Source organism: Promicromonospora sp. NPDC019610 (assembly GCF_044389365.1).
Taxonomy (GTDB): domain Bacteria; phylum Actinomycetota; class Actinomycetes; order Actinomycetales; family Cellulomonadaceae; genus Promicromonospora.
The window spans coordinates 592,862-606,875 of sequence record NZ_JBIRXX010000003.1 but is presented as its reverse complement, the minus strand read 5'-3'; the positions used below and the strand labels follow the sequence as shown (position 1 = coordinate 606,875).

Here is a 14,014-nt window from a genome sequence, read left to right as displayed (position 1 = left end):
GGCGGGGCGCGGCGTCAGCCCGCGGCGTCGACCCGGCGCACGCGCACGTCGCCGTCCGCCGCGAGCGGCGGCGTCGGGGCCAGCACCGAGAACAGGCTCGCGTCGTCGGCCTGGACCAGCCGCACCGACCAGACCACCTCGGGCTGGTCGGCAGGCTGCTCGGCGACCACCGCCACGGCGTCGCCGAGCTCCGACAGCTCGGACCAGCCCACCTCGACGGTCTGCCCGGCGGGCACGTCGACCGGGTGCGTCCAGGCCACCTCGCCGTCCGGCCCGACGCCGCGCAGCGTCACCTCGGTGCTGCCGGTCGCGTCCTCGATCTCGTCGGGCCCGCGCTCGTCGGGCACGCCGCTCAGCGTCACGCCGTACACGACGTCCTCCGGCACGGCGACGGCGCCGTCGGCGGTCCCGGTGCCCGTCTGCCCCGCCCCCGCCTGACCGGCCACCGCCTGACCGGCCAGCCAGGCCCGGTCGTAGGGGTCGTCGTCGATCACTGCGGCCATCCCGTCACCCTCCGCGGCGGCGCCCTTGCGGTCCACGGCCGCGCCGGCGACCACCGGCACGTCGGCGTCCACCACCACGGTGTAGCTCCCGGCGGGCAGGCCGCCCAGCGGGAGGGTCGTGACCTGCCCCGGTTCGAGCGGCAGCTCCTCGCCGCCGCGCAGCCGCACCGGGCCGTCGGGCCCGAGCACGGCGAGCCGCGCCGTGCCGGCCCGCGTGCCCGGCGTCAGGACGTCGAGGCGCGGGGCGTGCGGGTCGTCCACCGTCTCGCCCGTGCTGGTCACGCCGGACACCGCCGTCGTGGCCGACGGCGCGGCACCCGACACGACGAGGTCAGCGCCCGCGGGCACGAGCCCCTCGATCCGGTGGTGCTGCACGTAGGCGCCCACCCGGCCGCCCTCGGCGGTGACGTGCAGGGCGAGCCGGCCCTGGTCGGGCGCGACGGCCTCCAGCATGGTGACCACCTGCTCGCCCGGGGGCACGACGACGAGCGACTGGCTCCCCAGCACCACCGGGCCGGACGCGCCCCAGGCCTGCAGGGTCACGGTGGCCGCGGTGCGGCCCGGGTTCTGCAGCACGAGGCGGCCGCTCGACCCCACCGAGGTGCTGCCGCCCACCAGCCAGTGCTCGACGGCGGGCTCCACGCACGGCCCGGCGACCAGGCCGCGCAGGTCGCCCTCGGTGGTCACGGACGCCACGGTCCCGGCGGCGTACGTCGCGGTGCCCGGCGTCAGGCGCAGCACGCGCGCGCCCGGCAGCCTGCCGTCGAGCACGGCCGCGTCGGCGCCCTGCTCCAGCGGCCCGGTGAGCTCCGCCTCCTCCTCGCCGTCCAGCGTCGTGACCGCCGGCTCCTCGCCGTCGGCCCCGTCGAGCACGGCGGCGGTCAGCGACGTGGTCGTCGCGACGGGGGCCGCGCTGAACGCGTCGTCCCCGACGTCGGGCTGTTCGAGCTGCGCCGGCGTGGGGCAGACCAGCCCCGTCCCGGTGGCCGCCACGGGGACGGTGCGCGCGTCGTCGACCGCCGGGGCCGCGTCGCGCGCGGCGCCGCCCGGTTCGGCCGTGCCCGTCGTGGCCAGGGCGCCGACCGCGAGCGCGCACAGCAGGGCGCCCACCGTGGCCGCGGCCCGCCGGACCGCGGACCCGGCCGCCAGGTTCTTGCGCTTCATCGACCCCTCCTGCGTCCCACCGGCAGCGCCAGCAGGGCGAAGACCACCAGCGTGAACGTCGTCAGCACGAGCCAGGCCGTGCGGTGGGGCGCCTCGTAGCGGACCACCAGGTGCCCGGCGTCGGCCCCGAGCGTGAAGGCCTGCAGCCCGGCCGCCTCGTCCGCGGGGACAGGCTCCAGCCGCCGGCCGTCGAGCGACGCCTGCCAGCCCCGGCCCGCGGACTCCGCCAGCACGACGACGCGGTCCGCGCCGCCGGCCTCGACCTCGGTGTGCACGGCCGTGCCGCCCGAGGGCAGCACCTGGCGCGTGGCGCCGTCCTCCTCGATCCGGGCCCAGCCGGGCGCCGGCTCCTCGGCGGGCGCCACGCGCCACACCGAGACCGCCTGGCCCTCGGTCACGCGGCTCATGCCCGGCACCATGTCGAGGGTGGCCACGAGGTCGCCGACGGCGGACCCCGCAGCCGAGTCAGCCACCTGGTCCGTCGCCGAGTCGGTCACCGGATCCGTCGCCGCACCCGCGGACCGGACCTGCACCGCCCCGATCCCCAGGTCGGCGAGCTGCTGCGGCACCCCCTCGGTCGTGCCGGCCGTCAGCGCGGCCACGACCACGTCGAGCGCGGCGGCCGGGTCGGTCGCCGGGTCCGCCGCCGAGTCAGCCACCTGGTCGCCGGCGAGACGGGCCGCGACCCGTGGCGCCACCGAGGCGTCGGCGAGCTGCGAGCCGTCGGCCCGCAGCAGCGTGTACCGCACCGTCCCGTCGGCCGAGAAGCCGACCTCCAGCACGCGGGCCTGCCGGGGCGGCGCCTGCATCTGCTGCCCGACGGCGGGCACGACCGGGTCGGTCGTCACGTGCAGCATCCCGGCCCGGCCGCCGTGCGCGACGCTGCCGGAGCCGGCCAGCCACACCACGGCCTGGGTCGCGGGGAGCAGCACCGCGACGACGGTCAGGCCGACGACGGCGACCGTGCGCGCCGAGCCCAGGAAGCCGCCGAGGGACGCCCCGTGCCCGGTGAGCACCCCGACGCCCGCGACCGCCGCGGCACCCAGGCCGAGCAGCAGGAGGGACAGCCCGGGACCCACCCAGCGCCCGTCGTCCTGCGCGAGCACCGCCGCGGCGAGGCCCGCGGCGGCGACCAGCCAGCCGACCAGCGCCGTCGCCGTGACGTGCCGTGCGGCGTCGGTACCGCCCCTCCGGCCGATCCCGGCGAGCGCGCCCACCAGCCCGACCACCGCGAGCGCGAGCACCAGCCCGCCGAGCACCCAGGGCGCAGCCGCGACGACGGCGCCGGCGGCGGTGAGGAGGGGCCCGCCGTCGGGCACGTCGAACCAGGCGGCGGGAGCGGCGGGCAGGCTGAGCAGCAGCTCCAGACCGGAGGCCGTGCCGGGGTCCGGGACGCCTGAGCCCGCGAGGGGTTCGGCGGTCAGGAGGCCGAGGTCGCGGTCCCGCACCGCCGTCCACCAGAGCGGGGCGCCGACCACGAGGGCCGGCGCGAGCGCGAGCGCCAGGTGCACGCGGCGGCGCGGGGCGACGAGCATCGCCCCGGCCAGCACGAGCACGGCGGCGGGGAGCAGCACGGGCGCGCCCGCGATCACGCACGCCAGCAGCAGCCCGCCCGCGCCGGCCGCACCGAGCGAGCCGGTGCCGGTCCGGGCGGCGTACGCCCACGCGCCGTCAGCGCCGGTGTCCCACGCGCCGTCGGCGCCGGTGTCCGGCGCGCCGGCCGGGCCGCCGTCGGCGTGCGCCACCCGGTCGACGGCCTGGGCGCCCACCGCGCGGACGAGCGCCACGGCGGTCCAGGGCAGCAGGGCATGCACGAGCACGCCGCCGAGCAGGCCGCCGTCCAGGGCGCCGAGGAACGCGGGGGCGACGGTCCACGCGAGCGCGGCGAGCGTGCGCAGCCACACGGAGCGCGTCACCGTGCCCGCGGCGGCCCAGGCGCCGACGGCGGCCAGCGGCAGCGCCAGCAGGAGCAGCGCGTTCACCGCGTGCTGCAGGGTGCCGCCCGCGAGCACCGAGAGCCCGGAGAGCACGAGGAGGAGGGGGTCGGCCGGCGCGGCCGTGCCGAGCCCGTCGCGCACCCAGCCGGACGTCGCGGCCGACCAGGTGGTCGCCGTCGTGCCGCCGGCCGGGAGCAGGGCCCCGCCGACCAGTCGCCCGCCGGAGGCGAGGGCGCCCAGCCCGGGGCCGAACAGCGCGGCCGCGAGGCCCACGGCGCCGACCACGACCACGGCGAGCGCCGAGCGGCGCCGCACGGCCAGGACCTGCAGCTCGGCCTGCTCCAGCTCGGACGGCGCGGCGTCGACCGGGTGGGCCTCGCCGCGCGCGAGCCGCTTGTCGCGCCGCTCCGCGGCGACCTCGCGCCAGGTGCCCAGGAGCGGCCGCAGCACGCTGCGCGGCACGGTCGACGTGCGCGCGATCCGGCGTCGGGCCCGCAGCAGCGGACCCAGCCGGAACACGGCCCATAGCGGCGCGACCAGCTCGTCGCGGGCCCGGTCGGGGTGCTTCATCGCGAGCCGGTAGCTCGCGGCGAACGGCGCCCACGCCACCATGGCGAGCATCGCGAACGGCAGGACCCACGGCGCGACGGACGTCAGGCGCAGGTAGAGCTGGCTGCGGCGGCGTGCGCCCGCCGAGCCCGGCGCGTGCAGGGCGACCTGCGCGTGCCGCACCACGGCGTCGGGCACCACCACGACGCGATGGCCCGCGAGCCGCACGCGCCGGCAGAAGTCGGTCGAGTCGCCGAACTGGCCGTACGCCGGGTCGGTGCCGCCCACCTCGCGCCACACCGACGCGCGCACCAGCGCCCCGGCGAGCCCGACGGCGAGCACGTCCTCGCGCGAGTCGTGCTGCCCCTGGTCGATCTCGGTGTCGTCGACACCGGTCATGCGCCGGCCCAGGGGCGACACGGTGTGCCCCACCTCGACCAGCACGCCCCGGTCGGCCGCGTCCGGGTCGAGCGGCAGCCCGTCCGGGCCCGACGCCCAGTGCCGCTGCTTCGCCCCGGCCACCGCCACGGCGTTCGAGTGCTCCACCGCCCGCGCCAGCGCGGCCAGCGCGCCGGGCGCGGGGGCGGAGTCGTCGTGCAGGAACCAGAGCCAGCCGCGCTCCGGGACCCCCGTCGCGGCCAGCATGGCCTGGACCGCCTCGCCGAACGTGCGGGCGCCCGCACCGGCCACGTACCGGGCGCCGCCGAGCTGCAGGTCCTGGTGGCCGGACGTCGCCGGGGCGGTGTCGACGTCGACCACGACCACGTCGTCCGGGGTGCGCGACTGGGCGCGCAGCGCGGCGAGCGTCGCGGCGAGATAGGGGCTGCTGCCGCGGGTCACCACGACGGCGGTCACCGTGACCGCCACGGGCGGCTGCACGGAGGGCTGGGCCGGGACCTTGGCCCACACCGGACCTGCCGGGGCGGCATGGGAGCCCCGGTCCGGGCTGGGGGCCGACAGGCTGTCGGTACGTGGAGCGCTCATCTCGCTTCACATCATGCGGCGCGTCCTCGCCGACACGCCGCAGACGCGCCGAACGGCGCGCTGGTTGCGTGGGCCCGGTCTCGCGTTCGCGTCACGTGCTCAGACCCTGCTCTTTGCCGTCTGAGCCTGCGGCTCCGCTACGGGCGCGTGCCTCGCTCCTCGGCCCGCACCCTGCGCTGCACCTCCGGCTCAGACGGCGCGGCGCTTGAGCTTGCGGCGCTCCCGCTCCGACAGGCCGCCCCAGATGCCGAACCGCTCGTCGTTCTCCAGCGCGTAGTCCAGGCACTCCGCCCGCACCTCGCAGCCGGAGCAGACCTTCTTGGCCTCGCGGGTGGACCCGCCCTTCTCCGGGAAGAAGGCCTCCGGGTCGGTCTGCGCGCACAGGGCGCGCTCCTGCCAGCCGAGCAGGGAGTCGTCCGGCTCGGTCAGCACATACAGCTCGCCGAAGAGGGGCAGGACCGGTGCCACCGGTGCGACCTCGCTCTCCGCGTCAGTCGGGAACTCCACGTCCGATTCCAGCATGTTCCACATGACGTGCCCCTCCATGCCGTGTCCGTGCCCCGAGGCCTGGCCGGTAGATCATGTGATCCACCGACCCATCAAGCCTGTCTGGCCAGACCTGCAGTTTCAGGCCCCGTTGCGTATTCGCTACGAAAACTGCATACATGGAATTACACGCGTGTCGCCTGGAGTCGTCAAGCGGAAATGTGCTATCGCCCACTGGTTCCACGGGTAATTCACGAGTCCTTCCGCAGGTCGTGGCGCACGTCTCACTCGCCGGTCGCTTTTCCGGCCTGCGAAACCCCCGGCGCGCCGACACGCCGGAGTGTCCTTCCCGGCCCCGCAGACAATGGCCGGCGACGACGAGCACGACCCGGTCGCGATATGGGGCACGTGCCCGACATGCCGTCAGGGCGTGCCACGCACGCAGCACGCGCACACACCCGCCACCCCGCGCACGGGGTCGCGCCACGTCCTCCCCCCGGGTTCACACCTAGGCTGACGGCATGCAGATCGCGCCCCGCACCGGCGGCTCCGTGCCCGACGTCGCCTCGCTCCTGGCCCGCCTCGCCGCCGACGGCGGCCGGCCGCGCCTCACCTGGTACGGCGACGACGGCGAGCGGGTCGAGCTCTCCGGCGCCGTCCTCGCCAACTGGGCCAGCAAGACGGTCAACCTGCTGGTGGAGGAGTTCGACGCCGCGCCCGGCACCACCGTCGTCGTCGACCTGCCCGTGCACTGGCGCACCGCCGTCTGGGCGCTGGCCGCCTGGCGCACGGGCGCGACGGTCGCCCTGCCCGACGCCGCCGTAGCACGGCCGGACGTCGTGGTCACCGACACCCCGGAGCGGTGGGCGGACGGCGGGGCGGACCTCGTCGTCGTCTCCCTGCCCGCGCTCGCCCGGAAGTACGACGGCGACCTGCCGGCCGGCGCCATCGACGCGGCGTCCGCGGTGATGACCTACGGCGACGCGATCGCCTGGGTGCCCGAGGTGGACCCCGACCAGGACGCGCTGGTGACCGCCGCGGGCGCCGTCGGGCACAAGGTGCTGGTCCCGGAGCCCGGCGACGGGGCGCGCGTGCTCGTCGACGGACGCGGGCCCGTCGCCGAGGTGCTGCGCGACCTGCTCGGCATCTGGGCCGGCGGCGGGTCGGTGGTCCTCACGTCGTCCGCCACGGCCACCGCGCTGGAGGCGGACGCCGACCGGCTCGCGCGGCTGCGCGGCAGCGAACGCATCGACTGAACCGGGCAAAGCCCGGACCACAGGACTTCCCGGTCACCACCGGGTACGGACCGGTCGAAAAGGGCCCAGGCCGATCGGGCCAGGGCTTCTCCACGAACCCTCTACGGTCCGCCCCCGGGCGGTGCGCCGCCGTGCAACATGCAGCCTCTAGGATCGGTGGCCGTGACATTTCCCGACTTCAGCGCCTCTGGTGCGACGAACCCCTCCCGGGGGCCGTCCCATGCCCGGGCGCTGGGACAGCTGAGCAGCGCGTCCCGCGCGATCGCCATGGTGGTCGTCGCGGTCCTCTCGCTGGCCGTCGCCGGCGGTGCCACCGCGGTGACCCAGCTGACCGGGAACATCGAGACCGCCGACATGGCGGCGCTCGGCACGAACCGGCCCAAGCAGGTACTCCCGAAGGACCCGAACGCGGGCATCCCGCTGAACATCGTGGTCATGGGCAGCGACTCGCGCAGCGGGGACAACGACGCGCTGGCGGGCGGCGGCGAGATCGGCGCCCGCTCGGACACGACCATCGTCATGCACATCTCGGGCGACCGGTCGCGGATCGAGATGATCTCCGTCCCCCGCGACTCCACGGTGGACGTGCCGAGCTGCACCACGGCCGACGGCGCGACCACGGCCGAGCTGTACGGCACCAAGTTCAACGCCGCGTTCTCGCAGGGCGTGCAGGTCGGCGGGACGGTCGCCGACGGCGCCCTGTGCACCGTCAAGACGATCGAGGAGCTCACCGGCGTCTACATGGACGGGTTCATCGTCGCGGACTTCGCCGGCTTCTCCGCGATGGTCGACGCCGTGGGCGGTGTCGAGGTCTGCGTCGAGGAGGAGATCTACTCCGCCGACGCGAACCACCTCTCGCTCTCGCCCGGCACCCACACGCTCCAGGGGCAGAAGGCCCTCGACTACGCCCGGGCGCGCAAGGGTGAAGGACTCGGGGACGGTTCCGACCTCGGCCGCATCGGTCGCCAGCAGGAGGTCATGGCCTCCCTCTCGCGCAAGGTGCTCAGCCAGGACGTGCTGACCAACCCGTCCAAGACGCTCAAGTTCCTCAAGGCGGTCACCGGCTCGCTCACCATGAACGAGGAGCTGGCCAGCATCGACGGACTCGCCGGGTTGGCCTACTCCATGCGGAACGTGCGGCCTGACACGATCACGTTCATGACCGTCCCCAACGAGTACGACCCGAACAACGCGGCTAACGTCGTATGGACGGACGACGCCGTACAGCTGTGGGACAACGTCAAGCACGACCGGCCGATCGACAGCGACCCGGACGCCCCGTCGGCGGGCCCCTCGGGCTCCGCGACGGACGACGGTACGGCGACGGACGAGGAGAGCACGGAGACCGACGCGGGCACCGGGACCGGGACCGACGCCGGAACAGAGGCCGGCGACGGCTCCGGGACGGAGCCCACGCCGGAGTCGACCGAGATCAAGCAGGCCGGTGAAGAGGCCTTCACCGGCGCCGACACCACCAAGGTCTGCGGCTGAGCCCATGTCAGATCCCAGAACGTCGAACCGTTCGGCCCCGCAGGCCGACGACGACGTCACGCGTGTCCGGATCCCGCCCAGCTTCACGCCCCAGGGCGCGAGGAGCGGGCGTCCGGGCGCCGACGACGCGATCCCGGTCGGTGACACGGGCGAGCGCCCGCGGACCGTCCCCGGCGCGGCGTCGAGCAAGCAGCAGCAGGGCGGACCCGCTAATGCGGAGACGCCCGGCGTCGGGGTTCCCGGCGTCGGTGGCGCCCACCGCATCGGACGGCCGGAAGGCTCCGACGAGGCGCGCTACGAACCACGTATCCGTCGACAGTCTTCACGGGAGGTACCGGTGTCCGGCGAGCGCAGGGGGACGAATCCCCCGCCCGTTCCACCACGAAGGTCGGGGCTGCCCGCGCGCAGCGAGTCCGCCGGGCAGGTGCCGAGGTCCATCCCACCGCGGTTGGCGCCGCCGGGCACCGGCGGCCAGCCGCCGCAGGCCATCCCGCCGGGCCGCCCGGTCCGGGCGAGCGCCGGGCCCGTGCGCCCGACGCCGGTGCGCAGCGCGCCCCGTCCCGCACCCGGCGGCAACGGCCGGGGCGGCGGCTACCCGCAGCAGGGCGCCCTCGCCTCCGGCGGGCGCGGCGGCAGCAATATCCGCATCCGCAAGGGCCGCGTGGCCGGCGTCATCGCGGTGCTGGTGCTCCTCGCGGTCCTCGCGTGGCCGATCGGTCTGCTGATCTGGGCCAACGGCAAGATCCAGCACGTCGAGGCGCTCTCCGGCGCGGACAACACCCCGGGCACCACCTACCTGCTCGCGGGCTCGGACGCCCGCGGCAGCGGCGGCATCGACGACTCCACGAGCGGTGCCCGCACGGACACGATCATGCTGCTGCACAAGCCGCGGTCGGGTCCGGTGGCGCTCATCTCGATCCCCCGCGACACGTTCGCGGAGATGCCCGACGGCTCGGGTAGCAACAAGATCAACGCCGCGTACTCCTACGGCGGCGCGCCGATGCTGGTCCAGGCCGTGGAGCAGCTCAGCGGCCTGACCGTCGACCACTACGTCGAGGTCGGCTTCGGCGGCGTCTCGGGCGTCGTGGACGCCGTCGGCGGCGTGCGGCTGTGCTACCCCGACGACGTGCACGACGTGAAGTCGAAGCTCAAGTGGGAGAAGGGCTGCCACGTCGCGGACGGCAAGACCGCCCTCGCGTTCTCCCGCATGCGCTACTCCGACCCGAAGGGCGACATCGGCCGCGCGGAGCGTCAGCAGCAGGTCATCGCGCAGATCGGCAAGAAGGTCGCCGACCCGGGCGTGCTGCTCAACCCGGCCTCCCAGGTGGGGCTCGCGGACGCCGGCCTGGCGGCCGTGGTGACCGACACCGACACGGGGATCATCGACATCGCGATGCTCGGGCTGGCCTTCCGGTCCGCGAACGGCGACGACGGCGTGACCGGCACCCCGCCGATCGCGACGATCAACTACCGGACGCCGTCGGGCGCCTCGGCGGTGCTGCTGGACGAGAACCAGACCGGCGAGTTCTGGGCCAAGGTCCGCGACGGCAAGTACGCGGCGGGCGAGAAGATCGGTGGCGTGCCGGGCTCCTGACCCGCACCCGCCCCGGACGTGTCAGACGCCCAGGTCCCTCGGGGGACCTGGGCGTCTGACACGTTGCGGGAGCGGACTGGATCAGAGCTGGGCGCGCAGCTTCTCGCCCTTGGCGTGCGCCACCTTGCTCAGCTCCTCCTGGAACGCCTCCATGCGCGCGCGCAGCGCCGCGGCCTCGTCGCCCCCGCCGGACGCGAGGATCCGCGCCGCGAGCAGACCCGCGTTCCGCGCCCCGCCGATCGACACCGTCGCGACCGGCACGCCCGCCGGCATCTGCACGATGGAGAGCAGGGAGTCCATGCCGTCGAGGTACTTCAGCGGTACCGGCACCCCGATCACGGGCAGCGGCGTCACCGACGCCAGCATGCCGGGCAGGTGCGCGGCCCCGCCCGCGCCCGCGATGATCACGCGCAGCCCCCGGCCGGCGGCCTGCCGCCCGTAGTCGATCATCTCGGTGGGCATGCGGTGCGCGGAGACCACGTCGACCTCGACGGGCACGCCGAACTCGCCCAGCGCCTCGGCCGCCGCCTGCATGACGGGCCAGTCGGAGTCGGACCCCATCACGATGCCGACCTGGGGGGTGGTGCTCATGCGTTCGCCTCTTCCTCGGTGGTCACGGCTACGACGGCGGGCACGGCGTCCGCGGGCACGGCGTCGGCCGGCGTCTCGCCGCGCAGCAGCGCCGCGGCCGCGACGGCCCGGCGCCGCACCTCGTCCAGGTCGTCGCCGCTCACGTTCACGTGACCCAGCTTGCGGCCCGGGCGGATGCCCTTGCCGTACAGGTTGACGCGCGCCTCGGGGAACGCGGCGAGCACGTCCGGCAGCGCGTCGGTGAGCTCGTCCAGCGTGGAGCCCAGCACGTTCGCCATGACGGTCCAGGTGGCCGTCGGCTCGGCGGCACCCAGGGGCAGGTCCAGGACGGCGCGCAGGTGCTGCTCGAACTGGCTGGTCACGGCGCCGTCGATGGTCCAGTGCCCGCTGTTGTGCGGGCGCATCGCGAGCTCGTTGACCAGCACCGTCGGCGCCCCGTCCGGCCCGGGCACCTCGAACAGCTCGACGGCCAGCACGCCGGTCACGTCGAGACCCTCGGCCACGGTCGCCGCGATCTGCCGGGCCTGCGCGTCGAGGCCGGCGGACAGGCCGGGCGCGGGGGCGATCACCTCGGAGCAGACGCCGTCCCGCTGGATCGACTCCACGACGGGCCAGGGCCGCACCTCGCCGGAGGGACGCCGGGCCACCAGCGCGGCCAGCTCGCGCGTGAACGGCACCTTCTCCTCGACCAGGAGCTGCGGGCCGCCGTCGGCCACGGCCGCGAACCAGTCGGCGACGTCGTCCGGCGACGTGACCACGCGCACGCCCTTGCCGTCGTACCCGCCGCGGGAGGTCTTCACCACGGCGCTGCCGCCCACCTCGTCGAGGAAGGCCGCCAGGACGGCCCGCCCCTCCTCGGGAGACGACGCCGGGAGCGGCGCCCACCGCGGGCACGGCACGCCGAGCTCGGTCAGGCGCTGCCGCATCACGATCTTGTCCTGCGCCTGCACCAGCGCGTGCGGGCCGGGCCGCACGGGCGTCCCGTGCTCGATCAGGTCCGTGAGCAGCGCGTTCGGCACGTGCTCGTGCTCGAACGTCAGCACGGCGGCGGCGCGGTCGCCGTCCGGCGCGATGAGCGAGCGGATCGCGGCCTCGTCCGACGCGACGCCGACCGGGGCGTCGGTGACGACCTGCGCCGCGGACGACGCCGGGTCCTCGACCAGGACGCGCAGCCGGATGCCCAGCTCGCCGGCGGCGGGGGCCATCATGCGGGCGAGCTGCCCGCCGCCGACGACTGCTACGACGGGTGGGCCGGACTGACGGAACTCTGTTGCACTCACGTCGGTGAAGCCTACCGGCGGCCGCGCACCTTCTTCTGACCGAGGGTGGAGATCTTCGACCCCACCGGCAGCACCTGGTGCGGGTCGAGGGTCTTCGGCACGCCCGACAGGAACACGGAGAACACCGGCGGGGTGCGCTGCGTGAGCTGCAGGTTGCCACCGTCCGCCGCGACGAGGTCGCGCGCGAGGGCGAGCCCCAGGCCGGTCCCCGCGCCGGACGTGACGCCGCGCTCGAAGATCTTGCCCTGCATGTCCTCGGGCACGCCGTCGCCCTCGTCCGTCACCTCGATGGCCATCGCACCACGCTGGCCCTCGCGGATCCGGAGCGTGGTGGTGCCGTCGCCGTGCTTGAGCGAGTTCTCCAGCAGCGTGGACAGCACCTGGGCGAGCGCACCCGGGGTCGCCAGCACGCGGGCGCCGCCGGAGTCCTCGACGTTCAGGTGGCGGCCGGCCCGCTCGAAGGACTCGCGCCACTCCTCCTCCTGCTGGAGGAAGACGACGGCGACGTCCACCGACTCGGTGGTGCCGCCCTGCGCGCGCCGGGAGCGGGCGAGCAGGTCGTCGACCACGCCGACCAGGCGTTCCACCTGTTCGAGCGAGATCCGGGCCTCCTCCTGCACCTCGGGCTCGCTGGAGGTGAGCGTGATCTCCTCCAGGCGCATCGTCAGGGCCGTGAGCGGGGTGCGGAGCTGGTGCGAGGCGTCGGACGTGAACTGCCGCTCCACCGCGAGCCGCGCCGCGAGCCGGTCCGAGCTGCGGGCCAGCTCGGCCGCCACCAGGTCGATCTCCTCCACCCCGGAGGGGTCCAGCCGCGGGCGCACCTGTCCCGCGCCGAGCTGCTCCGCCGACGCCGCGAGGTACACGAAGGGCTGCGCCAGCCGGTTGGCCTGCCACGCCGCCGTGACGGCGCCGGCGGCGAACGCACCCACGCTGCCGAACACGACGAGCACCACGACGTTGATCGCCTTGATGTACGCGGGCCAGGCCGAGACCGAGACCAGCACGCCCATCACGGGCTGCTCCTCGGAGATGAGGCCCCGCTCGATCGTCGCGCCGGCGATGGGCTCGCCCGAGGTGAGCTGCACGCCGTTCGGCTGGTTCACCGTGACGTAGGCGACGATGTCGTTGGCCTGGGGCTGCACCGCCCGGTCCAGGACCGACTGGTCCACGAACCCGGCCTCGGCGGCGGAGCGGTTGCGCTCGTAGGAGTTGACGGAGGAAGCCAGGAGGTCCTGCACCCGGGTCTCGACCCGCTGTTCTTCCTGGCCGTAGATGTAGCGGGCACCGAAGATCGCGAGCGGGATGCCCAGGAGCAGGACCGCGACCGCAACCGCGGCGATCGTCGCCTGCAGTACGCGGGCGCGCATCTGGCTAGCTCGCCCCGATCTCGAAACGGAAGCCGAGGCCGCGCACGGTGGAGACGTAGCGCGGGGCGTTCGCGTCGTCACCGAGCTTGCGGCGCAGCCACGACACGTGCATGTCCAGCGTCTTGGTGGAACCGACCGGGTCGGAGCCCCACACGTCGCGCATCAGCGTGTCCCGGACGACCACGGAGCCGGCGTTCTGCACGAGGACGCGCAGCAGGTCGAACTCCTTGGTGGTCAGGTGCAGCTCGCGGTCGCCCTGGAAGGCGCGGTGCGCGGAGACGTCGACACGGACGTCCTGCGCGTGCAGCTCCTCCTCCTCGCCCGTCTCGCCGTGCGAGCGGCGCAGCAGCGCCCGCACACGGGCGAGCAGCTCGGCCAGGCGGAAGGGCTTGGTGACGTAGTCGTCGGCACCGGCGTCGAGGCCCACGACGAGGTCGACCTCGTCGGCACGGGCGGTCAGCACCAGCACGGGCACGGTGAGGCCGTTGGCCCTGATCTCGCGCGCGACATCGAGCCCGTCCATGTCGGGAAGGCCCAGGTCCAGAACGACGATGTCCGCACCGGTCGAGCTCTCGATCGCACCTTTGCCGGTTCCTTGCACGACGACGTCGTATCCCTCACGGGAGAGCGCTCGTGCCAACGGCTCGGCAATGGCCGGGTCGTCCTCGGCTAGGAGTACGTGAGTCATTTCGCCATCGTAGGGCATAACCGACGCTCTGGCGCTACCCGGTCACGGCTCTTGACAGCCGTCATACCGAATCCTTTCGGCTGACACCGCCATGGCGCAAGTGCTACCACGGTATGACGCGCCG

At 75.0% G+C, this 14,014-nt stretch carries 10 protein-coding genes; 3 read left to right on the top strand and 7 right to left on the bottom strand.

Annotated features, from left to right (window positions below):
- Nucleotides 1-14: 14 nt before the first annotated feature.
- The 3 genes from ACH45N_RS23860 to ACH45N_RS23850 all read right to left on the bottom strand — a co-directional run bounded on the left by ACH45N_RS23860 (nucleotide 15) and on the right by ACH45N_RS23850 (nucleotide 5,668).
- The gene (locus ACH45N_RS23860; RefSeq protein ID WP_397398438.1) at nucleotides 15-1,667 is read right to left on the bottom strand and encodes a DUF5719 family protein; all 1,653 of its coding nucleotides are present in this window, start codon (nucleotides 1,665-1,667) and stop codon (nucleotides 15-17) included.
- Nucleotides 1,664-5,137 carry a glycosyltransferase gene (locus tag ACH45N_RS23855; protein WP_397398437.1) on the bottom strand — a complete coding sequence of 1,158 codons (3,474 nt, stop codon included), beginning with the start codon at nucleotides 5,135-5,137 and terminating at the stop codon, nucleotides 1,664-1,666. The genes ACH45N_RS23860 and ACH45N_RS23855 overlap by 4 nt, the downstream gene beginning before the upstream one ends.
- A gap of 189 nt (nucleotides 5,138-5,326) precedes the next feature.
- Complete coding sequence (locus ACH45N_RS23850; protein ID WP_397398634.1) at nucleotides 5,327-5,668, bottom strand: WhiB family transcriptional regulator; 342 nt, start codon at nucleotides 5,666-5,668, stop codon at nucleotides 5,327-5,329.
- Nucleotides 5,669-6,144: 476 nt separating this feature from the next.
- Between ACH45N_RS23850 and ACH45N_RS23845 the strand changes: the two genes are divergently transcribed.
- The 3 genes from ACH45N_RS23845 to ACH45N_RS23835 all read left to right on the top strand — a co-directional run bounded on the left by ACH45N_RS23845 (nucleotide 6,145) and on the right by ACH45N_RS23835 (nucleotide 9,964).
- Nucleotides 6,145-6,879, top strand: a complete 735-nt coding sequence (locus ACH45N_RS23845) for a TIGR03089 family protein (protein WP_397398436.1) — start codon at nucleotides 6,145-6,147, stop codon at nucleotides 6,877-6,879.
- Between the two features lie 162 nt (nucleotides 6,880-7,041).
- On the top strand, nucleotides 7,042-8,370 hold the full coding sequence (locus ACH45N_RS23840) for an LCP family protein (RefSeq protein ID WP_397398435.1): 1,329 nt from the start codon (nucleotides 7,042-7,044) through the stop codon (nucleotides 8,368-8,370).
- 4 nt (nucleotides 8,371-8,374) lie between these two features.
- A complete protein-coding gene (locus ACH45N_RS23835; RefSeq protein ID WP_397398434.1) occupies nucleotides 8,375-9,964 on the top strand; it encodes an LCP family protein in 1,590 nt (529 codons plus the stop codon).
- Between the two features lie 81 nt (nucleotides 9,965-10,045).
- Here ACH45N_RS23835 and purE read toward each other — a convergent pair whose 3' ends face one another.
- Genes purE through ACH45N_RS23815 form a run of 4 tightly spaced genes read right to left on the bottom strand, consistent with a single transcriptional unit; the run spans nucleotide 10,046 to nucleotide 13,890 of the window.
- Nucleotides 10,046-10,555 (bottom strand): 5-(carboxyamino)imidazole ribonucleotide mutase, encoded by a 510-nt coding sequence (gene purE / locus ACH45N_RS23830; protein WP_397398433.1) that lies wholly within the window; start codon nucleotides 10,553-10,555, stop codon nucleotides 10,046-10,048.
- Complete coding sequence (locus tag ACH45N_RS23825) at nucleotides 10,552-11,835, bottom strand: 5-(carboxyamino)imidazole ribonucleotide synthase (RefSeq protein ID WP_397398432.1); 1,284 nt, start codon at nucleotides 11,833-11,835, stop codon at nucleotides 10,552-10,554. Before ACH45N_RS23825 ends, purE begins: the two co-directional genes overlap by 4 nt.
- Before the next feature lie 11 nt (nucleotides 11,836-11,846).
- Nucleotides 11,847-13,202, bottom strand: a complete 1,356-nt coding sequence (locus ACH45N_RS23820; protein WP_397398431.1) for a sensor histidine kinase — start codon at nucleotides 13,200-13,202, stop codon at nucleotides 11,847-11,849.
- Nucleotides 13,203-13,206: 4 nt separating this feature from the next.
- The gene (locus ACH45N_RS23815; protein WP_026366105.1) at nucleotides 13,207-13,890 is read right to left on the bottom strand and encodes a response regulator transcription factor; all 684 of its coding nucleotides are present in this window, start codon (nucleotides 13,888-13,890) and stop codon (nucleotides 13,207-13,209) included.
- Nucleotides 13,891-14,014 lie beyond the last annotated feature (124 nt).